Genomic DNA, 19953 nt, shown 5'->3' on the forward strand with positions numbered 1-19953 from the left:
GAAGCGTCACCGGGGCGTCGTCGTCCGGTCAGGAGTGCTGGTCGGTGCGGCGGCGGCGCGAGACCCGCACGGCCACGAAGCCCGCGACGAGCAGCCCCGCGGCGAGAGCGGCGAGCCCGGCGACCTGCGGTCCCGTGACCGGCAGGGTCGACGGCGGGGTGGCGGAGGTCGGCGGGTTGCCCCCGTCGGAGCCCACCGGGACCACGGGCGGTTCGTCCAGGCAGTTCTCGGTCTCTGCCGGGTACGTGACGGGCACGGTGACCTCGGGGTTGACGGCGAACGTCACGTTCACGGTGCCCACCGCCCACCCGAAGTCACGGGTGTTCTGCCACATGTTGTTGACGAGCTCCCAGCCGTCGTCCGCCGACAGGTCGACGAACCGCTCCGGGTAGGCCCCGGGCCACAGGACCCGGCCCGTCAGGGGCAGGTCGGCCTGCACGACGTCGTCACCGCCCGGGTTGTCCCAGGTGAGGGTCACGGTGTCGTTCGGCGTGCCCGTCACCGAGACCGCGTACTCGAGGTAGGACACGCCGGCGATGCACGTCGGGGTCAGGACGTCGACGTCGATCGTCGGCTCGGGGGAGCCGGGAGGCGTGGCACAGGCGGGCGACGACTCCGGGTAGCCGACGGACGCCGTGGCCGTCGGGTTGACCTCGAACTCCAGGGCGACGCTCGGGCGCACCCAGTCCCACTCGTCGCCGGGGACCCACTCGCCGCCCTCGAGACGCCAGCCCGGCCAGTCCACCGCGTTGCCCGCGCCGTCGACCTCGGCGCCCGGCCACAGCACCCGGCCCGACAGGGGCAGGCCGGACTGGACCACGTTCGCGCCGGACGGGTTGACCCAGGTGATCGTCACGTCGTCGGCGGGCTCGTCGAGGCCCTCCGCGGAGACCGCGTACTGCAGGTACGGGACGTCGCCGTCGCAGATCGGCTCCAGGACGTCGACCGTCAGGGCCGGCTCGGGCTCGTAGCCCACCTCGTCGGAGTCGGCGCTGGTGCTGGGGCTCGGGCTCGGCTCGACGAGGTCGGCCGAGGCCGTCGTCACGCCCCCGAGGGCCAGTGCGGCACCCAGGCCGAGCACGGCCAGCACGCGTGCTTGCGCACGGGTTCCTCGGTTCATGACATTCCCCTCACGTCGTGGCGCCGTCCGTCAACCAACGCTAGTGAGACAGAGGCCCGCCGTGTCAGGATCGTGCGGGTGAAAAGCGCGGGATGGAGTGCTTTCACCCGCAGAACGGGACGTCGAGGACGTGCAGCCCCGCGGAGGTGGACGTGGGCGTCGACCACACCTCGACGGTGGCCGGGCGGGCGGACCCGGTGCCGCGGGCGGCAGCCGCCGACGCGGGCACCTCGACCTGCAGCACCGTCGACTCACCGGGATCCAGGACCACCGTGACCGCCACGCGCTGACGCCCGTGCACGCCGGTCGTGTCGCCGCCCGTCGCCGCGCCGTCCTGGGACAGGCGCGGGGTCGCCCCGTCGCGCGGCCCGTACGCGCTGACCACGTAGGTCATCCGGCCGCGGTCGGGGGCGTCCACCGGTCCCGCGACGTACGTGGGCAGATCGGCCGCCGCCGCGTCGTCGAGCGTGTTCGTCAGGCTCAGCGCCACGGTGTCCGTCCTGCCCTCACCGGTGCACACCGAGCCCTGCAGCTCGACCGCGGTGTCGAGGTAGGCGCTCAGCTTGCCCACCACGGCGTCGTCGAGGAACACCCCGACCGCGTCCGCGGCCCGGTCGTCGCCGAAGGTCCCCGCGAGCAGCGTGCTGTCCAGGAGGTCCTGCTCCGCCGGGGTCGCCGACCACACGCCGAGGCGGTGCTCCGCCGCCGCCCGCTCCAACGCCGGCAGCAGGTCGGCCGGCGTGACGTCCGACGTCGACAACGCCTCGAACACCGTGGCTGCCACGAGCGCGAAGAACCGGTCCGACTGCTGCGCGTCCAGCACGTCGTACGCGCGTCGCAGCAGCAGGTCCACGACCGTCTCCGCCTGCACCTCCAGCTCGTCGGTGCCGACCAGCGCGGCGAGACGTGGCGGCAGGTCGACCGTCACCGGCCCGGTCGCAGCGAGCAGGTAGGACAGCGCCACCGGGTCCGTGGCGAGCACGCCGTCGACCTCGACACCGTGGGACTCCTGCCACATCTGGACCGCGACCCCTGCCGTCGTCGGGAAGTCGGGCGTGAGGGTGACGTCCTGGACGAACCGTCCCAGCCGGTCCGTGTACGCCGCCTCGTCCTGGGGGTCCAGGGCGATCGTGCCGGGGGCGAACGGCCCGACGTCCCCGCTGGACGCCTGCGTGCCCACCCCGACGCGACCGCCGTCGACCTCGAGCTCCATGAGCGAACCCGTGATGCCGCCACCGGTGCGCAGCTCGGCGTTGGTCAGCCCGAGCAGGAGGTAGCGCCGGGGTGCGTCGGCCCCGAGCATCGGGGGCAGCAGGGACGTGGCGCGCTCGGCGCTGGCGAGCAGGCCGTCCAGGGAGGCGAGCTGCGCGTCCAGCGTGATGACGGGTTCGACGAACACCGGCTGGATGGCCGTCGGGTCGATCTGCGACAGCGAGGTCCGTGAGCCGGCGAGGACGTCCCGGGCGGCGGAGACCTCCGGTGCGACCTCCGCGATCGCCGCGAGGTCGATGGTGCCGTCGTCGGCACGTGTGGTCAGGCGTGCGGCGTCCGCCGTCATGGCCAGAGCCGGCACCACGACGTCGGCGACCTCGTCGATGACCCGCGACATGGTGGTCGCCGCGCCGACGGACTGGCCGACGACGGGCAGGCGTGCGGCGAGCCACCACAGCGGCCCGTCGGTCGCGGCACGGGCCTCCGCGGTGCTCTTCTGGAGTGAGGCGAGCGCCGGGTCGTCCGCCAGCAGCGGAGAGTCCTGGGCGGGGTCGTCCAGGCTCTCGCGGAGCGACTCCTGCACGGCGGGGATCTCGGCGGCGGCGCGCTCGAGGGCGTCGCGCGCCGCGAAGGCGTCCCTGACCAGCAGGCCGGCGCACACGGCGACCACGACGGCGACCGCGACGACGCCCAGCAGGATCCAGCGCACGGTCCGGCGCCTCCTGGTCGCGGCAGGGCTCGCGTCCGCGGTGCCGGTAGGGGCCGAGGCGTCCTGCGGCGCGAGGGGCATGTCGGCACAGTACGTCGCGGACGTGGTGCTCCGGGACACGGGGGCGGGTGAAACCGTTGCTGAGGTGGGCCGTCGTCGTGTGCAGGTGGTGCAAGGGTGGACGCACCCGCGACACAGGAGGGGTGAGGGCGCACCCGCGCCCGCGATCGACGTCGACCGCGACCGCAGGAGGACCGTTGACCACGACGACGGAGGCACCGCCGCACGACGGCGCCTGGTTCGACGCGCTGTTCACCGCGCACGCCGCGGCCGTGCACCGCTACTTCGTGCGTCGTCTCGCGTCGTCGCGGGACGACGCCGAGGACCTCGCGGCCGAGGTGCTGGCCACCGCCTGGCGCCGTCGTGACGACGTGCCGGTGGGCGGTGAGCTGCCGTGGCTGTACCGCACCGCGGGGTTCGTGCTCGCGAACCACCGGCGCAAGGTCCGTGCGCTGCCGGTGGCCGTGGTGCCCGACGAGCCCGATGACGTGGACCCCGCCGATCTCGCCCTCGGCGACGACCGGGTGCGTGCGGTGCTCGCACGGTTGTCCGTCCGGGACCGGCGGATCCTCCTGCTGGTCGCCTGGGACGGCCTGGGTGGTGACGACCTCGCCGCGGTCCTCGGCGTCACCCGTGGTGGCGCCGACGCCGCGCTGTCCCGCGCGAGGGCGCGTCTGCGGACGGCGTGGGCGCAGGCGGGGCGGGTGCCCGACGACGTGGACCGGGCGCCGGAGGGCGCCCCGGCAGCACACCGGGCGGCACGAGCCGCCGACGACGAGGCCTGAGGAGGACGGCGAGATGGACGCACGGGACGAGGCCTTCGACCGGCTGACGGGCGCCGACCCCGCGGACGGGACCGAGACGCGCGAGGGTGTGCTGCGGGCGAAGGTGGACGCGATGATCGACGCTCCCGGCACGGCGGACGGTGCCGGAGAGCCTGGCGCCGGTGCCGTGCAGGGGGCGGCACCGGGCACGACGGCGGACGACCTGGCGGTGCGCCGCCGCCGTCGGGTACCGCTGCTGGTGGCGGCCGTCGTGGCCGGCGCCGTGGTCGTCGGCGGCGGCGGGTACGCCGTGGGGTCCGCGACGGCGGGAGGCGAGTGGTCAGGGCAGGACGCGTTGCCGCCGATCACGCTCGGCGGCGGGCAGGGCGGGGCCGAGGGCGGCGGCCGTGGTGCCGCGGCCGACGGTCCGCCGGCCACCACCGACGCGGCGGGCGGTGCGGTGACCGAGAGCCGGGCGGCGACCGGCATGGCCTACCCGGGCTGGTTCGACGGCCGGGCGACGTTCGACCAGCAGGGCCTGGCCACGAGCGGCGCGGAGGCCACCGCGTACGCCTACGACGCGACGTCGGCGGCGACCGAGGCGAACGCGTCCGAGGTGGCCGCCGCGCTCGGCGTCGACGGCGAGCCGCGGTGGGAGCACGGCTCCTGGGCCGTCGGTCCGCAGGACGGTGACGGTCCGAGCCTCTGGCTGTCCGTCGACCCCTCCGCGTCCTTCAGCTACAACGACCCCGGGGCCGACCCGTGGCGGTGCGAGGAGGCCGCCACGGCGACGACCACGGAGGGCGGTGCGACCGGGGCGGCCTCGGACGCCGTCGAGCCGGCACCCGCGTGCGCCCCGCCGGAGGGGCAGGTGTCCGGGCGTGCCGCCGTCGAGGCCCTGAGCGCCACGATGGAGAGCCTCGGGGTGGACCCGGGCCGGTTCGAGTTCGAGCCCGCCGAGGAGGGCGAGGGGTCGCGCTGGGTGAGCGCGTCGGAGGTCGTCGACGGGCGCCGCACGGGGGCGGCGTGGAGCGCCACGGTCTCCGAGGACGGCGTCGCCTGGCTGGACGGGTTCCTCGCGACCACGGTCGAGCTCGGCACGTATCCCGTGATCAGCCCTGCCGAGGCGGTCGAGCGTCTCGCCGACGTGCGGTTCGGGCAGAACGCGTGGCCGGTCACGTACGGTCCGGCGGCGGAGGCCCGGCTCATGGCGCCCGGCGACGAGCGCACGGAACCGGACGAGGCTCCCGCGCCGCCGTCGGCCGGGGCGGACCTGCCCTGGGACGTCTCGGACGTGACGATCACCGACGCCCGGCTGGGGCTGGCGCAGGAGTACCGCGAGGGACAGGCCACGCTGCTGCTGCCGGCGTACGAGCTCGGTGACGCCGAGGGCAACGTGTGGACGGTGGTCGCCGTCGCGCAGGACGCGCTCGACATGACGGGGCCCTGACCGTGCCGTGCGGCCGTCGCGGGGTACGGTCGGAGAGTCCCTGCCGTACCCGCGAAGGAGTTCGTCATGCCCACTCGTACCGCACGCACCGCCTGGAACGGCACCCTGCAGGAGGGCTCCGGCCAGCTCGAGCTCACCAGCTCCGGCGCCGGCACGTTCGACGTGTCCTTCCCGCGCCGGGCCGCCGACGACGCCCAGGGGGTGACCAGCCCCGAGGAGCTCGTGGCGGCGGCGCACTCGTCGTGCTTCGCGATGGCGTTCTCCAACGAGCTCGGCCAGGCCGGCGGCACGCCGGAGCAGGTCGAGGTCTCCGCCGAGGTGACGCTCGGCGCGGACGCCGACGGCGCGCCCGAGATCACGACGATCGCGCTGACCGTGCGCGGCTTCGCCTCCGGAGTCGACGAGGCGGCGTTCAAGGCCGCCGCGGACGCCGCGAAGGCCGGCTGCCCGATCTCCAAGGCGCTGACCGGCGTCGGTGAGATCACCCTCGACGTCACCTGGGAGGGCTGAGCGCCCTCGGACGCCGGCGCCCCTGCGGCGCCGAGCCTGCCGTGGCGGCCCGTCCCGTTCCCGGGGCGGGCCGCCACGTGCGTCGGGCGGTGCTCAGCTCGACGGCGGTGCGCTCGACGGCGGTGCGCTCGACGGCGGTGCGCACGGCGGCGGTGCGCACGACGGCGGTGCGCACGGCGTCCCCGAGGCCGTCCGCAGGGTCAGGGGACCTGCTCGAGCGCCGCGGGCAGACCCTCGGGGTCGGGGGTCGTGGGGGTGCCGGCCAGGGCCTCCTCGCCCGCGGCGTCGGCCAGCCCGGTGAGGTAGGACTGGGCGTCGAGTGCGGCGGCGCAGCCGGATCCGGCGGCGGTGATGGCCTGGCGGTAGGTGTGGTCGACGAGGTCGCCGCAGGCGAAGACGCCGTCGAGGTTGGTGCGGGTGGTGCGGCCCTGGACCAGGACGTAGCCGTCGTCGTCGAGGTCGATCTGCCCGGCGAGGAGCTCGCTGCGGGGGTCGTGACCGATCGCGACGAACAGGCCGGTGGCGTCCAGGGTGGACTCGGTGGCCGTGGTGGTGTCGCGCAGGCGCACGCCGGTGACCTTGTCCTGGCCGTCGATGCCGATGATCTCGCTGTTCCACGCGAAGGAGATCTTGGGGTCGTGGTGGGCGCGGTCGGCCATGATCTTGGAGGCGCGCAGGGCGTCGCGGCGGTGCACCACGGTCACCTTCGAGGCGAACCGGGTCAGGAAGGTCGCCTCCTCCATCGCGGAGTCGCCCCCGCCGACCACGACCACGTGCTGGTCGCGGAAGAAGAACCCGTCGCACGTGGCGCACCAGGACACCCCGCGCCCGGACAGGCGCTTCTCGTCGTCGATGCCGAGCTCGCGGTAGGCCGACCCGGTCGCCAGGACCACGGCCCGCGCCCGGAACGTCTCCCCACCACCGGTGACGATCGTCTTGACCTCACCGCGCAGGTCCAGCGACTCCGCGTCGTCCCACAGCACGCGCGCACCGAACTTCTCGGCCTGCTCACGCAGGGAGTCCATGAGGTCCGGGCCCTGCACCCCGGTGGGGAACCCGGGGAAGTTCTCCACCTCGGTGGTGTTCATCAACGCCCCGCCCGCGGTCACCGACCCCGCGATCACCACGGGCGACAGACCCGCCCGCGCCGCATAGATCGCCGCCGTGTACCCGGCAGGCCCAGAACCCACGACGACGACTTCCTGGATCTTCTGTATCGACATGTGTCTATATTTACATAGATCAATGTGGCCCGCAGCAGTCGTCCTCGCGTCCGTCGCCCCTGCGCTCGCCTTCGCGCTCGTCCTTGCGATCGCCCTCGCGCCCCTCGTCGGCGCACCCCTCGTCGGCGCACGCGTCGTCGGTGCAGGCGCCGCCGGTGGCGGTCCCGGTGTCGGTGTCGGTGTCGGTGTCGGTGGTGAGGAGCGCCCCGACCGGCGTGCAGCAGGCGTCCCCGCGCCAGGCCTCCACGCCCTCCTTGACCGCGAAGCCGGCGATGGCGAGCGCGGCGAGCGGGTCGGCCCACCACCATCCGAGCGTGGAGCTCAGGACGAGCCCGACGAGCAGCACCGCGGACAGGTAGGTGCACAGCAGGGTCTGCCGGGAGTCGGCGACGGCGGACGCGGATCCCAGCTCCCGCCCGGTCCGGCGTTCGAACCAGGACAGGAACGGCATGACCGCGAGGCTGACGGCGGCGAGGACGATGCCGACGGTGGAGTGGTCGGGCTCGGCGGCGCCGAGCAGGGTGCGGACGGCGTCGACGGAGACGAACGCGGCGAGCGCGAAGAACGAGCCCGCGATGACGCGCAGGGTCACCCGTTCCCGCCGGTGGGGGTCCGGGGCGGCGAACTGCCAGGCGACCGCGGCGGCGGACAGCACCTCGACGACGGAGTCGAGCCCGAACCCCACCAGTGCTGCGGAGGAGGCGATGCGTCCGGCGGTGATCGCGACGACGGCCTCGATCACGTTGTAGGCGATCGTGGCGGCCACGATCCATCGCACGCGGCGTTCGAGGACCGCGCGCCGGGCAGGCGTCGGGGGGCGGGGGGCGAGGGAGATCGCGGTCATGAGCAGGTGCACCCCTCGGGCGAGCAGCACGTCGGGTCGACGGCCACGACCAGGCGCAGCAGCTCGTCGAGGGCGGGGGCGAGGTGGGCGTCCGCCAGCCGGTACCAGGTGCGCCGTCCGTCCGGGACGGCCTCGACGAGTCCGCAGCCGCGCAGGCAGGCGAGCTGGTTGGACATCACCTGCCGGGACACGCCGAGCGCGTCGGCGAGGTCCGCGGGGTGGGCGGGGGCCTCGCGCAGCGTCAGCATGATCCGTGTGCGCGTCGCGTCCGACAGGGCGTGCCCGAGCCGAGCGAGCGCGGCGTTGTGGGTGAGGGTCACCGTCTCCATGGGCCGACAGTACACGGAATCGTGTACTGACAGAAGGGTCCCGGGGGAGCTACTTCGCCTTCTTCGCCAGGGCCGGGGTGTCGCCGGTGGCGCCGTCCAGGACGCCGCCGAGGACCTCGCGCAGGACCTCGCCCTGACTGCGTGACGGTTCCCAGCGCAGCACGGTGCGCGCCCGGGAGGAGTCCATGACGACGTCCGCGGCGGCCATCTCCAGCCAGCCGGGGTCGATCGGGACGGCGCGCACCGCGGAACCGATCCTCAGCCCGCACCGGGCCAGCGACAGCGGCACCGGGACGCGCCGCCCGTCCGCGAGCAGGTCGGCCAGGTCCTGACCGGAGAGCGCGCCGTCGGGCGCCAGGTTGAAGGCTCCGCCGTGGCGTCCGACGACGACGGTCCGCACGGCCGCGGCCGTGTCGTCCGGGTGCAGCACCTGCAGGCGCACCCCCTCGGGGAACGGCACCAGCGGGAAGAGCGGCTGCTGCTCCGGCTCGGCCTCGCCCTGCCAGCCGCGCACCAGACCGCCGACGGCGTGCCCCGCGGGTCCGGCGGCGACCTTGAGGCCGATCTTGCCGAGCGGCCCCAGGAAGTAGCGGCCGATCTCGGCGCCGGCCTCGCGCTGCAGCATGATCGCCGGCCGCAGGCGGGTGACGGTGAGCCACCCCTGCTGAGCCTCCACGGCGTCGAGCATCGCCTCGACCTCGGCCTTGTCCTGGGCGTAGGGGGAACCCGGCACGCCGTCGGTGGGCCAGGACTCGTCGATCGCGTGACCGTCGGCCGGGCCGGGGGAGTAGACGCCCGACGCCGACATGAAGATCAGGTGCGGCACGTGGTTGCGCACGACGGCGTCGGTCACGGCGCGTGCTCCGCCGACGTTGAGCGCGTGCAGCACGTCCGGCTCGCGCGCCGGCTGGATCGCCCAGACGAGGTGGACGACGGCGTCCGCGCCGGCCAGGGCGTCGTCGAGCCGGGCGTCGCGGGACTCCGTGTCGGCGAGGTCCACCCGCACCCACTCCGCCGCGTCGAACGGCGGGGTCACGGTGCTGGAGCCGTCGGCGCGCGGCACCCGGCGGGCGACCCCCACGATCGAGGTCACGGCAGGTTCCGCGACGAGCGCCCGCAGGATCGAGGTCCCGACGTTCCCGGTGGCTCCTACGACGACGACGCGCATGCCCCGACGCTATCGGCGCACCTCGCGGTGCGCACGACGACGCGTGCGCGAGCGTCTCCGGACGTCCGTGATCATCGCTCGATGCCGGACGCCCGGAGACGCTCGCCGGGCGCGGGGCGGACCCTCCCACGGCGGTCGGGCGGGCAGTGGCAGAATCGGCCCGTGCCTGCCCAGCCGACCTCCACCTCGACCCCCGCCACCTCGACGCCCGCCGCGGCCCCGGACGCCCCCGGCCCGCAGGACGCGCAGGCCGCGGCGGTCGCCGCCCAGCGCGAGGCGGAGCAGGAGGCGCGCCATGCCGCCGCCGAGGCGCGCGAGGCGGTCGCCCAGGCGCTGCGCACGGTGATGGCGGGCACGGTCGACACCACCACCCGCCGTCGGGCCGAGTACTCCACCGACGCCTCGAACTACCGCGTGGTGCCCGACGTCGTCGCGTTCCCCACCACGACGGACGACGTCGTCGCCGCCCTCGACGTGCTGCGCGAGCTCAAGGTGCCGGTCACGGCGCGCGGCGCCGGGACCTCGGTGGCGGGCAACTCGGTGGGCCCCGGGGTGGTGCTGGACCTCTCGCAGCACCTGCACACCGTCCACGAGCTCGACGCGCAGGCACGCACCGCCGTCGTCGACCCGGGCGTGGTGATGTCGTCCCTGCAGCGCGAGGCCGCGCCGCACGGGCTCCGGTTCGGGCCGGACCCGTCCACCCAGAACCGCGCCACGCTCGGCGGCATGGTCGGCAACAACGCGTGCGGCCCGCACGCGGTGGCCTACGGGCGCACGGCGGACAACGTCGTGGCGCTGGACGTGGTGGACGGCCATGGTCGCCGCTTCACCGCCGGTCGGGGCGACGCGACGTTCGCGGCGGTGCCCGGTCTCGCCGAGCTCGTGCGCGCCAACCTCGCGCTGATCCGCACGGAGTTCGGGCGGTTCGGACGGCAGGTGTCCGGGTACTCCCTGGAGCACCTGCTGCCGGAGAACGGTTCGGACCTGGCCAAGATGCTCGTCGGCACCGAGGGCACCCTCGTCACGGTGCTGTCCGCGACGCTCGAGCTCGTGCCGGTGCCGAAGGCGCCGACGCTCGTGGTGCTGGGCTACCCCGACATGCCGTCCGCCGCGGACGACGTGCCGGTGCTGCTCAAGCACGACGTGCTGGCCATCGAAGGGCTGGACGCCCGGCTCGTCGACGTCGTGCGGCGCGCCAAGGGTGCCGACTCGGTGCCCGCCCTGCCCGAGGGGGCGGGCTGGCTGATGATCGAGGTCGGCGGCACCTCGCCGGGCGAGGCGCGCGAGGTCGCCGAGATGATCGTCGAGGCGGCGTCGGCCCTCGGTGCGGCCATCTACCCCGCAGGACCCGAGGCCACGAAGATGTGGCAGATCCGGGCCGACGGCGCCGGGCTGGCCGGGCGCACGCCGTCGGGCGAGCAGGCCTGGCCGGGCTGGGAGGACTCCGCGGTGCCGCCCGAGAAGCTGGGCGCCTACCTGCGCGACCTGGACGACCTGATGGCGCGCTACGGCGTCGACGGTCTGCCTTACGGGCACTTCGGCGACGGGTGCGTGCACCTGCGCATCGACATCCCGCTGGAGGCGTCGGGCTCGGTGCTGCGCACCTTCATGACCGAGGCGGCCGTGCTGGTCGCGAAGTACGGCGGCTCGCTGTCCGGGGAGCACGGTGACGGCCGCGCCCGCTCCGAGCTGCTGCCCGTCATGTACTCGCCCGAGGCGATCGCGCTGATGGAGCAGGTCAAGGCCCTGTTCGACCCGCAGGACGTGCTCAACCCCGGCGTGGTGGTGCGCCCCGCCGCGGTGGACGCGGACCTGCGGCGTCCGGCAGCGGCCGCCCTGTCGTCCAGGGCTCCGGTCGGGGAGCGCGGGCTGCTGGGTTCCGGCACCCTGAGGGGCGTCGCGAAGAAGGCCGGGTACGCCGGCTTCAGCTTCTCCCACGACCACCACGACCTCACCACGGCGGTGCACCGCTGCGTCGGCGTGGGCAAGTGCCGGGCGGACAACCACGCCGCCGGCGGCTTCATGTGCCCGTCGTACCAGGCCACCAAGGACGAGAAGGACGTCACCCGGGGCCGGGCGCGCGTGCTGCAGGAGGCGGTGAACGGCACGCTCGTGGGCGGGCTGACCGCGCCCGAGGTGCGCGAGTCGCTGGACCTGTGCCTGAGCTGCAAGGCGTGCTCGTCCGACTGCCCGGCCGGTGTCGACATGGCGCAGTACAAGTCCGAGGCCCTGCACCGCACCTACCAGGGCAGGCTGCGCCCGATGGACCACTACGCACTCGGCTGGCTGCCCCGGTGGGCGCGGCTCGCCGGGTTCGCGCCGCGCACCCTCAACCGGCTGCTGTCCGTGGACTGGGTCCGGCGCGCCGTGCTGTGGGGCGGCGGCATGGACACCCGCCGCCAGATGCCGCAGTTCGCCGAGATGCCGTTCCGTCGCTGGTGGAAGCTGGGGTACGCGACCCAGGGCGTGCCGGGGATGACGCACCGCCAGCAGCCGGGCGTGCCGGCCGGGACGGGTCGCCCGAAGGTCGTGCTGTGGACGGACTCGTTCAGCGACTCCCTCGCGCCGTCGGTGCCGCAGGCCGCGATCAAGGTCCTCGACGCGGCGGGCTACGAGGTCGTCGTCCCCGACCGTCAGGCGTGCTGCGGGCTGACGTGGATCTCCACGGGTCAGCTCGACGGTGCGCGCCGTCGCCTCACGGACCTGCTGGGCGTGCTGGGGCCGTACGCCGTCAACGGCATCCCCATCCTCGGCCTGGAGCCGTCCTGCACGGCGGTGCTGCGGTCCGACCTGCTCGACCTGTTCCCGGACGACCCGCGTGCCGCCGCCGTGGCCGGTGCCACGAAGACCCTGGCCGAGCTGCTCACCGACCCCGCCACCGCGCCGGGCCCCGAGGCGGGCTGGCAGGTGCCCGACCTCAGCGACGTGACCGCCGTCGTGCAGCCGCACTGCCACCAGCACTCCGTCATGGGCTTCGCGGCCGATCGTGCCCTGCTCGCCGAGGCGGGCGCCACGGTCACCGAGCTGGCCGGGTGCTGCGGGCTGGCGGGCAACTTCGGGATGCAGAAGGGCCACTACGAGACCTCGGTGGCGGTCGCGGAGAACGCCCTGCTGCCGGCGTTGCGCGCCTGCGGGGAGGGTGACGAGTTCATCGCGGACGGGTTCTCCTGCCGCACCCAGGCCGTCCAGCTCGAGGGTGTCGAGGGCCGGGCGCTCGCGGAGGTCCTGGCCGAGCGTCTCTGACGGGCCGGGGGTCAGGGGGCGGTCGACATCCTCCGCGTGAGGTCGACGACGGCGGACCGGGCCGGCTCGGGCAGCTCCGGGACGAGCACGACGAGGCTGGCCACCAGGAGGCGTTCGAGCTCCTCGCGCTCGACGTCGCTCCCGGCGAGCCACGCGGCGGTGAGGTTCTCGACGAGCGCGACCCAGCCGTCGGCGAGCAGCCGGAGCCGGGCGCTCGGGGTGAACCCGAGGGTGTCGGCGGTGGCGACCATGCGGGCCAGCAGCCGGCGTCGGACCCCCTGGAGGGCGGCGTCGGTGGCGGGGTCGTCGGCGAGGGTGCCGCGCCAGATGCCCTCCCAGACGTGCCGGTGGGCGGTCACGGAGTCCAGGAACCGCGACATGACGTAGGCGGGGCGTCCGGCGAGGGGCCGGTCGTCGGGTTCGAGGGCGGCGTCGAGGTGCTCGACGGCGTCGAGCGCGACGGCGTGGCGGAGCCTCGCGGTGGAGCCGAAGTAGTGGAAGACGAGGGCCTTGGAGGCGCCGGCGGCGTCGGCGACGCGCGCGGGGGTGAGGGTGTCGAGCCCGTGGGCCTCGGCCTGGTCGCGGGCGACGGCGAGGAGCTGGCGCCGGCGGTCGTCCGGGTCCTGCCGTGTGCGCGAGGTCATGGTCCTGTTCTACCGCTGTTGTTGACCGCCGGTCAACAGGAGGCGTAGCGTTGTTGACTTCAGGTCAACAAGGGAGGGTCGATGCGGGTCGTGCTGGACGGCGTGACGGTCGACGGACGTCGCGAGCCGCTGCTCGCCACGATGAACCTCGGCTGGTCGACGCACGAGGCCGTGCTCGCCGCCGCCGAGCCGGGGCACGGGCACACCGCCCTCGCGCTCGTCGCCACCGGACGGCTCGCACCCTCCGCCGGGCACGTCCTGCTCGACGGTGTCGACGCCACGCCCGCCGACCTGCGCGCGGCCAGCGCCGTCGTCGACGTCCCCGGCGTCAACGAGCCCGACGACGCCCTCACCCTCGCCGACGTCGTCGCCGAAGGGCTCGCCCTCGCCGGGCAGCGCTCCCGCCCCCGCGACGTCCAGCGCTTCCTCGACGAGCGCGCGCTCGGGGGCGACCGCGACCGGCGCGTCGACCAGCTCCCCGGCGCCGTGCGCACCGCCATCCTCGCCGGGCTCGCCACCGCCGACCCCGCCGTCCGCCTCGTCGTGCTCACCCTGCCCGACCGGCACGGCGGCGACCCCGTCGCCTGGTGGGACCTCGCCCGCAGCCTCGCCGCCGCCGGACGCGGCGTCCTGGTCGGCTGCACCCGCTCGTCCGCACGAGACCTCGGCGTCGACCTGGCGCCCGCCGTCGGCGACTCCCGCCACGAGCCGCCGCGCGTCGTGCGACGCGCCGCCTTCGCCCCCGAGGAGACCTCGTGACCGCGCTGCTCACGCCCCTGCGCCTCGCCGCCTCCGAAGGGCGCCGGCTGGCAGCGGGCACCATGCCCCGGCTGGCGATCCTGGCGATGGCCCTCATCCCCACCCTGTACGCCGGGCTGTACCTGTTCGCCAACCACGACCCGTACGGCAACCTCGAGGAGGTCCCCGCGGCGCTCGTCGTGCTGGACGAGGGCGCCACGACCACCGACTCCGTGACGGGGGAGACCACCGAGCGGACCTTCGGCGAGGACGTCGCCGCCGACCTGCTCGACGACGGCGGCTTCGGCTGGGTGGAGACCACCCAGCGCGACGCCGAGACCGGCGTGCGCTCCGGCCGGTTCGACGCCGCCCTCGTCATCGGCCCCACCTTCTCCGCCGACCTGGTCTCCTCCGGCGAGCTCGAACCCCGGCAGGCGTCCCTGACGCTCCTCACCAACGACGCGAACAACTACCTGGCGGGCACCATCGCCGACCAGATCGTCGGGCAGGTGCGCGACGCCGTGGCCCAGGAGGTCGGCACCGAGGCGGCCGACGAGTTCCTGCGCGGCTTCGCGTCGATCCACACCAACCTCGCCGACGCGGTGGACGGCGCCGAACAGCTCCTCGACGGGTCCCAGGACCTCGCGGACGGCGCCCGCGACGCGGACGACGGCGCCCACGACCTCGCCGACGGCGCGACCCGGGCCGCCGACGGCGCCGCCGTCCTGGACACCCGGGCGGCACCGCTCGCCGACGCCACGACGCGGCTCGACGACGGCGCCCAGCAGCTCGACGACGGGCTCGGCGACCTGCAGGACGCCACGTCGTCCCTGCCGTCGTCCACCCGCGAGCTCGCCGACGGTGCGCAGCAGGTCGCCGACGGCAACGCCGAGGTGGCCGCCACCGGGCGCCAGGCCGCCGACGCCGCCGCGCAGGTGCTGCCCGCGCTCGACGGCGCCCGCGACGACGTCGACGCGGCGCTCGCCGACGGCCTCGACGCGCTGGTCGCCGACGGCACCCTCACCCAGGACCAGGCGGACGCGCTGGCCGCCGACGTGACCGACCGCGTCACCCCCGCGCTCGACGACGAGCGCGACACCGTGACCGACGCCGTCGGGCAGGTCCAGGACGCCGCGGACCAGCTCGACACGCTCGCCGACGGGGCGCAGCAGGTGGCCGACGGCGCGGCGGAGCTCGCCGCCGCCACGCCCGACCTCACGGACGGCATCGCCTCCGCGGCCGACGGCGCCGGGGCGCTCGCCGACGGCACGGCCGAGCTCGCCGGTTCCACCCCCGCCCTGCTCGACGGGGTCTCGCAGCTCGCGGACGGCACCGCCCAGGTGGCGTCCGGTGCCGGCGACCTCGCGGACGGGACGGGCCGGCTCGCCGACGGTGCCGGTGACCTCACCGACGGCACGACCGAGCTGCGCGACGGTCTGGCCGAAGGCCTCGGGCAGGTGCCCGACGTCGACGACGACACCCGCACGGCGACGGCCGACACCCTCGGCAACCCGGTCGAGGTGCGCGACGAGGCGTTCGCGTCGGCCGGCACCTACGGGGGCGGTCTCGCGCCGTTCTTCCTGTCGCTGGCCACGTGGATCGGCGCGTACGTGCTGTTCCTGCTGGTGCGCCCGCTGTCCTCGCGGGCGCTGGCCGCCGGCCGGTCGGGGCTCGCCGCGGCGCTCGGCGGCTGGCTGGTCCCGGCCGTGCTCGGCGCCGTCCAGATGGCGGTGATGCTCGGCGTGACGACGTTCGCCCTCGACATCACCCCGGAGCACGGGCTCGCGACGGCGGCGTTCCTGGTGCTGGTGTCCGGCACGTTCGTGGCGGTGCTGCAGGCGCTGAACGTGTGGTTGGGCGCGGCGGGGCAGTTCCTGGGGCTGGTGCTCATGCTGGTCCAGCTCGTCACGGCGGGCGGCACCTTCCCCTGGCAGACCATCCCCGAGCCGCTGCGGGCGCTGCACCAGTTCCTGCCGATGACGTACGCCGTGGAGGGTCTGCGTCAGCTCCTGTACGGCGGCAGCCTGACGACCGCCGCGGCCGCCGCCGGCGTGCTGGCGGGCGTGCTGGTGGTCGCCCTCGGCGCCACGACGCTGGCCGCACGGCGGCAGCGGACGTGGTCGGTGACCCGGCTGCAGCCCGAGCTCGTCCTCTGAGCGTCGCTGTGCTCGCCCGCTGCGCTCGCCCGCTGCGCTCGCCCGCCGGGCCGCCCGCCGGGTCGTCGCGCGGCGGGCGGGTTCGGCATGCTGGGCCCATGGATTTCGGTGAGGTGGTCCGACGGCGGCGGATGGTGCGACGGTTCGGCCCGGACCCGGTCGCGCCCGAGGTGGTGGACCGGCTGCTCGCCCACGCGGTGCGGGCGCCGAGCGCCGGGTTCACGCAGGGATGGTCGTTCCTGGTGCTCGAGGACGCCGCGGACCGGGACCGGTTCTGGACGGCCGCCACCCCGGCGTCGTCGACGCGCGACATGTCCGCGTGGCTGGACGGCATGCGCACCGCCCCGCTGCTCGTCGTCGCGCTGGCCTCGCGGGACGCGTACGTGGGCCGGTACGCCGAGCCCGACAAGGGGTGGACGGACCGCGACGAGGCCCGCTGGCCCGTGCCCTACTGGCACGTCGACGCCGGGATGGCGTCCCTGCTGATGCTGCAGACCGCCGTCGACGAGGGCCTCGGGGCGTGCTTCTTCGGGATCGCGGGCGGTCAGGTGGGCGCGTTCCGGGAGGCGTTCGGCGTGCCGTCCGAGTGGGCGCCGACGGGCGTGGTCGCCGTCGGGCATCCTGTCCCCGGTGGTGCGGCCGGCTCGCCCGCGCGACGTCGGCGCAAGGCGATGGACGACGTCGTGCACCGCGGGGCGTGGTGACGGCTCACTCGTAGGCGGCGAGCCAGCGGCGCAGGATCCGTTCGAGTGCGGCCTGGTCGGCGGGGGCGAGCTGGTCGACGAGCCGTCGTTCGTTGGTCATGTGCTCGGTGAACGCGGCGTCGATGACGCGCAGACCCTCGCGCGTGAGCGCGACGACGCGCCGCCGGCCGTCGCCCTCGGCGGGGCGTCGCTCGACGAGCCCCGCGGCCACGAGCCGGTCGAGGCGCTTGGTGACGGCGCCGGTGGTGACCATCGTGTGCTGCGCGATCTCGCCGGGGGCTCGTTCGTAGGGCGCGCCGGCGCGTCGCAGGGTGGCCAGGACGTCGAACTCGCCGAAGCCGAGGCCGTGGCGGCCGTAGACCGTGTCCAGCTCGTCGTCGAGGTGCGCGGCGAGCCGGTGCAGGCGGCCGATGATCCCCTGCGGGGCGACGTCGACGTCGGGTCGTTCCCTCCGCCAGGCGTCCTGGATGCGGGCCACGCGGTCGAGGGTCTCGCTCATCCCCGGAATATATCTTCCATGGAAGGGATTAATGGCTTCCGTGGAAGCGAACTGGAAGTGGGTGGCCCTCACCGCCGTCGCCCCGATCGCCTGGGGATCGACCTACGTCGTCACGCGGCAGCTCCTGCCGCCCGACCAGCCCCTGTGGGGAGCCGTGCTGCGCGCCCTGCCCGCCGGGCTCCTGCTCCTGGCCGTCGCCCGCCGGCTCCCGCGCGGCGACTGGTGGTGGCGGTCACTCGTCCTCGGCACGCTGAACGTCGGGGCGTTCTTCGTCCTGGTGTACGTGGCCGCGACCCTCCTGCCGTCCTCGGTCGCGTCGACCGTCATGGCGGCGTCCGCCCTCGTGCTGCTCCTGCTCGCCTGGCCGCTGCTCGGCGAGCGCCCCACGGGGCGGGGCGCAGTCGGGGCCGTCGTCGGCATGGTCGGCGTCGTGGTCCTCGTGGCCGACGCCGGGGCCGGCGTCCCCGTCGCCGGGGTGCTCGCCTCCGGCGCCGCCATGCTCATGTCGTCCGTCGGGTTCGTCCTCACCAAGCGGTGGGCGCCCGCCGAGCCGATGGTCGCCGTCACCGCCTGGCAGCTCACCGCGGGCGGCCTGCTCCTGCTGCCCGTCGCGGTGATGGTCGAGGGCGGGCCGCCACCCGTCGACCCCGTCGCCGTCGGCGGCTTCGCCTACGTCGCCGTGATCGCGACCGCCCTGGCCTTCCTCGCCTGGTTCAGCGGACTGCGGCACCTCCCGGCGGGCACCGTCGGGCTCGTCGGCCTGCTCAACCCCGTCACAGGCGTCCTGCTCGGCACCGTGCTCGCCGACGAGACGTTCGGCGTGCGCCAGGCGGTCGGGGCGGCACTCGTGCTCGGCGGCGTCCTCCTCGGCCGGCGCGCGGGAGCGCGTCGTCGGCCGGCCGGCAGGCGGCGGCGTGGTCGGGCCGTCAGGCCGGACCGGCTCCGACGACGGCGCGCAGCCGCGCCGCCTCGTCCGGCGGCAGCTCGTCCCAGTCCCTGAGGGTGTCCAGGTCCAGGGCGGTGCCCGTGCGGTCGACGACGGCGCACGACAGGTCGCGGTCCCGGGCCTGCGCCGTGTGGGCGGCCCGGGACTCCTCGCCGAACCGGAAGGTGAACGCCGCGTCGGTCGGCAGCGCGAGCAGGTTCGTGCCGACGCCGTGCCGGTCGGTCGCGACCACCACGTCGGCGGCGGGTGCGAGCACCGCGCCCACGTCCGCCCCGGTGAGCAGCGGCAGGTCGGCGTGCGCCACGAGCAGGCGCCCGGGCCCGGCGGGCGTGGCGGACGTCGCACGCACGTGCTCGCGCGCGTGCTCCAGCGCGGCGTTCAGCCCCGGCCGGCCCGGCGGCTCGGCGATCACCACGGTGCCGAACGCGGGGGTGGTGGCCTGGGTCGGCACCTGAGCCAGCACCTCCCGGGCGAACGCCGGGTCGGCCGTCACGACCACCACACGGTCCACCCGGTCGGCGGCCGTGAGCACCGTCACCACGCGGCGGGCCAGCTCGACGACGAGCCGCCGTCGGGCCGCCGGGTCCAGCGCCGCCGCCAGCCGCGACTTGCCGGTCACGCCGTCGCGCAGCGGCACGACGGCGGTCACCGCAGCAGGGCGGCTCACCGAGCGACGAGCCCGACGAGGTCGCGCGCGAGCCGCTCCCGGCCGTCCGCGCCCACCATGATCGTGTCGGTGACGACGACGTCGAGACCCAGGTCCGTGATCGACGCGGTCAGCGCGGCGTCCGCGTCGTCGATCACCATGACGTCCACCAGGTCCGCATAGAGCCGGGCGACACCCAGCGCCGACACGTCGTGCCCCAGGGACTCCAGGATCTGCGCGGCCGGACCCTTGACCGCCCGGCCGCCCACGATCGGGCTCACCGCGACGCGGCGCGCACCGGAGCCCAGGACCGCCTCGCGCACGCCGGGCACGGCCAGCACCGGCTCGACGGACAGGAACGGGTTCGACGGCGCGACGACCAGCAGGTCGGCGTCCCGCACGGCGTCGAGCACCCCGGGGGCCGGGCGCGCCGCCTCGACGCCGTCGAACCGCAGGTCGAGCACCGCGTCCGCGTGCCGACGGCGCACGAAGTACTCCTGGAACGCGAGCGTGCCGGACGGCGTCCCGACCAGCGTGCGCACCGGGTCGTCGGTGACGGGCAGCAGCCGGGCGTCCACGCCGAGCGACGCCGCCAGCCCCGCGGTGACCTCGCTCAGCGGCCGCCCCTGCCGCAACCGGGCGGTGCGCACGACGTGCGTGGCGAGGTCGCGGTCGCCGAGCGTGAACCAGGTGTCCTCGCCGAGCCGCGCGAGCTGGTCGAGCACCGCGTACGACTCGCCCGTCACGCCCCAGCCGCGCTCCTCGTCGTCGAGCCCGGCGAGCGTGTACATGACGGTGTCGAGGTCGGGGGAGACGTGCAGGCCGTGCCGCTCGGTGTCGTCGCCGACGTTCACCACGCACGTCAGGTCGCCACCGGGCAGGGCCCGCGCGAGACCGTGCGCGAGTCGCGCTCCGCCGACCCCGCCGGCCAGGACCGTCACCGAGATGCTCACCCGACGAGCCTAAGCGCCGCCGGTGCCGCGGGACG

The 19953-nt window shown here is 75.2% G+C and carries 19 protein-coding genes; 8 read left to right on the forward strand and 11 right to left on the reverse strand.

Annotation, left to right across the window (positions count from 1 at the left end; translation table 11 throughout):
- Positions 1–28: 28 nt before the first annotated feature.
- Together ACNHYB_RS13450 and ACNHYB_RS13455 are read right to left on the reverse strand one after the other, a co-directional pair.
- On the reverse strand, positions 29–1120 hold the full coding sequence (locus ACNHYB_RS13450; RefSeq protein WP_418275846.1) for a hypothetical protein: 1092 nt from the start codon (positions 1118–1120) through the stop codon (positions 29–31).
- Positions 1121–1223: 103 nt separating this feature from the next.
- Positions 1224–3122 carry a DUF4012 domain-containing protein gene (locus ACNHYB_RS13455; RefSeq protein WP_418275847.1) on the reverse strand — a complete coding sequence of 633 codons (1899 nt, stop codon included), beginning with the start codon at positions 3120–3122 and terminating at the stop codon, positions 1224–1226.
- A gap of 176 nt (positions 3123–3298) precedes the next feature.
- On the opposite strand from ACNHYB_RS13455, the gene ACNHYB_RS13460 reads away from it, so the two are divergent.
- The 3 genes from ACNHYB_RS13460 to ACNHYB_RS13470 all read left to right on the forward strand — a co-directional run bounded on the left by ACNHYB_RS13460 (position 3299) and on the right by ACNHYB_RS13470 (position 5825).
- Positions 3299–3886, forward strand: coding sequence for an RNA polymerase sigma factor (locus ACNHYB_RS13460; protein WP_418275848.1), 588 nt, complete (start codon positions 3299–3301; stop codon positions 3884–3886).
- Positions 3887–3899: 13 nt separating this feature from the next.
- Positions 3900–5315, forward strand: coding sequence for a hypothetical protein (locus ACNHYB_RS13465; protein WP_418275849.1), 1416 nt, complete (start codon positions 3900–3902; stop codon positions 5313–5315).
- Positions 5316–5381: 66 nt separating this feature from the next.
- Positions 5382–5825 (forward strand): OsmC family peroxiredoxin, encoded by a 444-nt coding sequence (locus ACNHYB_RS13470; RefSeq protein ID WP_418275850.1) that lies wholly within the window; start codon positions 5382–5384, stop codon positions 5823–5825.
- On the opposite strand, the gene ACNHYB_RS13475 is transcribed toward ACNHYB_RS13470, so the two are convergent.
- The 5 genes from ACNHYB_RS13475 to ACNHYB_RS13495 are packed head-to-tail and all read right to left on the reverse strand — an operon-like array spanning position 5809 to position 9389.
- The gene (locus tag ACNHYB_RS13475) at positions 5809–6000 is read right to left on the reverse strand and encodes a hypothetical protein (protein ID WP_418275851.1); all 192 of its coding nucleotides are present in this window, start codon (positions 5998–6000) and stop codon (positions 5809–5811) included. The two genes, ACNHYB_RS13470 and ACNHYB_RS13475, sit on opposite strands and share 17 nt — an antisense overlap.
- Positions 6001–6025: 25 nt before the next feature.
- Positions 6026–7048, reverse strand: coding sequence for a thioredoxin-disulfide reductase (trxB, locus tag ACNHYB_RS13480; protein WP_418275852.1), 1023 nt, complete (start codon positions 7046–7048; stop codon positions 6026–6028).
- Between the two features lie 19 nt (positions 7049–7067).
- Complete coding sequence (locus ACNHYB_RS13485) at positions 7068–7892, reverse strand: cation diffusion facilitator family transporter (protein ID WP_418278057.1); 825 nt, start codon at positions 7890–7892, stop codon at positions 7068–7070.
- Positions 7889–8221, reverse strand: coding sequence for an ArsR/SmtB family transcription factor (locus tag ACNHYB_RS13490; protein ID WP_418275853.1), 333 nt, complete (start codon positions 8219–8221; stop codon positions 7889–7891). The genes ACNHYB_RS13485 and ACNHYB_RS13490 overlap by 4 nt, the downstream gene beginning before the upstream one ends.
- A gap of 49 nt (positions 8222–8270) precedes the next feature.
- Complete coding sequence (locus tag ACNHYB_RS13495; protein ID WP_418275854.1) at positions 8271–9389, reverse strand: NAD-dependent epimerase/dehydratase family protein; 1119 nt, start codon at positions 9387–9389, stop codon at positions 8271–8273.
- 345 nt (positions 9390–9734) lie between these two features.
- Here ACNHYB_RS13495 and ACNHYB_RS13500 point away from each other — a divergent pair, with 345 nt between their 5' ends.
- A complete protein-coding gene (locus tag ACNHYB_RS13500) occupies positions 9735–12632 on the forward strand; it encodes an FAD-binding and (Fe-S)-binding domain-containing protein (RefSeq protein ID WP_418278058.1) in 2898 nt (965 codons plus the stop codon).
- 11 nt (positions 12633–12643) lie between these two features.
- Here ACNHYB_RS13500 and ACNHYB_RS13505 read toward each other — a convergent pair whose 3' ends face one another.
- Positions 12644–13276, reverse strand: a complete 633-nt coding sequence (locus tag ACNHYB_RS13505) for a TetR/AcrR family transcriptional regulator (protein WP_418275855.1) — start codon at positions 13274–13276, stop codon at positions 12644–12646.
- Positions 13277–13357: 81 nt separating this feature from the next.
- Between ACNHYB_RS13505 and ACNHYB_RS13510 the strand changes: the two genes are divergently transcribed.
- The 3 genes from ACNHYB_RS13510 (at position 13358) to ACNHYB_RS13520 (ending at position 16874) form a co-directional block, all read left to right on the forward strand.
- Positions 13358–14035 (forward strand): hypothetical protein, encoded by a 678-nt coding sequence (locus tag ACNHYB_RS13510; protein WP_418275856.1) that lies wholly within the window; start codon positions 13358–13360, stop codon positions 14033–14035.
- Positions 14032–16170 (forward strand): YhgE/Pip family protein, encoded by a 2139-nt coding sequence (locus ACNHYB_RS13515; RefSeq protein ID WP_418275858.1) that lies wholly within the window; start codon positions 14032–14034, stop codon positions 16168–16170. The genes ACNHYB_RS13510 and ACNHYB_RS13515 overlap by 4 nt, the downstream gene beginning before the upstream one ends.
- A 98-nt stretch (positions 16171–16268) precedes the next feature.
- Positions 16269–16874: a nitroreductase family protein gene (locus ACNHYB_RS13520; RefSeq protein WP_418275859.1), complete on the forward strand. Its 606-nt coding sequence runs from the start codon at positions 16269–16271 to the stop codon at positions 16872–16874.
- Positions 16875–16878: 4 nt separating this feature from the next.
- On the opposite strand, the gene ACNHYB_RS13525 is transcribed toward ACNHYB_RS13520, so the two are convergent.
- Positions 16879–17373, reverse strand: coding sequence for a MarR family winged helix-turn-helix transcriptional regulator (locus ACNHYB_RS13525; RefSeq protein WP_418275860.1), 495 nt, complete (start codon positions 17371–17373; stop codon positions 16879–16881).
- Between the two features lie 31 nt (positions 17374–17404).
- Here ACNHYB_RS13525 and ACNHYB_RS13530 point away from each other — a divergent pair, with 31 nt between their 5' ends.
- Complete coding sequence (locus ACNHYB_RS13530; protein WP_418275861.1) at positions 17405–18373, forward strand: EamA family transporter; 969 nt, start codon at positions 17405–17407, stop codon at positions 18371–18373.
- Here the strand turns inward: ACNHYB_RS13530 and cofC are convergent.
- Entirely contained in the window at positions 18300–18986 is a 687-nt protein-coding gene (gene cofC, locus ACNHYB_RS13535) for a 2-phospho-L-lactate guanylyltransferase (protein ID WP_418275862.1), read from the reverse strand. The two genes, ACNHYB_RS13530 and cofC, sit on opposite strands and share 74 nt — an antisense overlap.
- Positions 18983–19918: a 2-phospho-L-lactate transferase gene (gene cofD, locus ACNHYB_RS13540; protein WP_418275863.1), complete on the reverse strand. Its 936-nt coding sequence runs from the start codon at positions 19916–19918 to the stop codon at positions 18983–18985. Before cofD ends, cofC begins: the two co-directional genes overlap by 4 nt.
- Between the last annotated feature and the right edge of the window lie 35 nt (positions 19919–19953).

The organism is Isoptericola jiangsuensis (genome assembly GCF_048320105.1).
GTDB lineage: Bacteria > Actinomycetota > Actinomycetes > Actinomycetales > Cellulomonadaceae > Isoptericola > Isoptericola jiangsuensis_A.

Coding starts and splice junctions, on each gene's coding strand:
- ACNHYB_RS13490 (WP_418275853.1), bottom strand. CDS start 8,221: ATGGAGACGGTGACCCTCACCCACAACGCCGCGCTCGCTCGGCTCGGG.
- ACNHYB_RS13455 (WP_418275847.1), bottom strand. CDS start 3,122: ATGCCCCTCGCGCCGCAGGACGCCTCGGCCCCTACCGGCACCGCGGAC.
- ACNHYB_RS13505 (WP_418275855.1), bottom strand. CDS start 13,276: ATGACCTCGCGCACACGGCAGGACCCGGACGACCGCCGGCGCCAGCTC.
- ACNHYB_RS13530 (WP_418275861.1), top strand. CDS start 17,405: ATGGCTTCCGTGGAAGCGAACTGGAAGTGGGTGGCCCTCACCGCCGTC.
- ACNHYB_RS13500 (WP_418278058.1), top strand. CDS start 9,735: ATGGCGGGCACGGTCGACACCACCACCCGCCGTCGGGCCGAGTACTCC.
- ACNHYB_RS13525 (WP_418275860.1), bottom strand. CDS start 17,373: ATGAGCGAGACCCTCGACCGCGTGGCCCGCATCCAGGACGCCTGGCGG.
- ACNHYB_RS13495 (WP_418275854.1), bottom strand. CDS start 9,389: ATGCGCGTCGTCGTCGTAGGAGCCACCGGGAACGTCGGGACCTCGATC.
- ACNHYB_RS13465 (WP_418275849.1), top strand. CDS start 3,900: ATGGACGCACGGGACGAGGCCTTCGACCGGCTGACGGGCGCCGACCCC.
- trxB (WP_418275852.1), bottom strand. CDS start 7,048: ATGTCGATACAGAAGATCCAGGAAGTCGTCGTCGTGGGTTCTGGGCCT.
- ACNHYB_RS13485 (WP_418278057.1), bottom strand. CDS start 7,892: ATGACCGCGATCTCCCTCGCCCCCCGCCCCCCGACGCCTGCCCGGCGC.
- ACNHYB_RS13510 (WP_418275856.1), top strand. CDS start 13,358: ATGCGGGTCGTGCTGGACGGCGTGACGGTCGACGGACGTCGCGAGCCG.
- ACNHYB_RS13450 (WP_418275846.1), bottom strand. CDS start 1,120: ATGAACCGAGGAACCCGTGCGCAAGCACGCGTGCTGGCCGTGCTCGGC.
- ACNHYB_RS13520 (WP_418275859.1), top strand. CDS start 16,269: ATGGATTTCGGTGAGGTGGTCCGACGGCGGCGGATGGTGCGACGGTTC.
- ACNHYB_RS13470 (WP_418275850.1), top strand. CDS start 5,382: ATGCCCACTCGTACCGCACGCACCGCCTGGAACGGCACCCTGCAGGAG.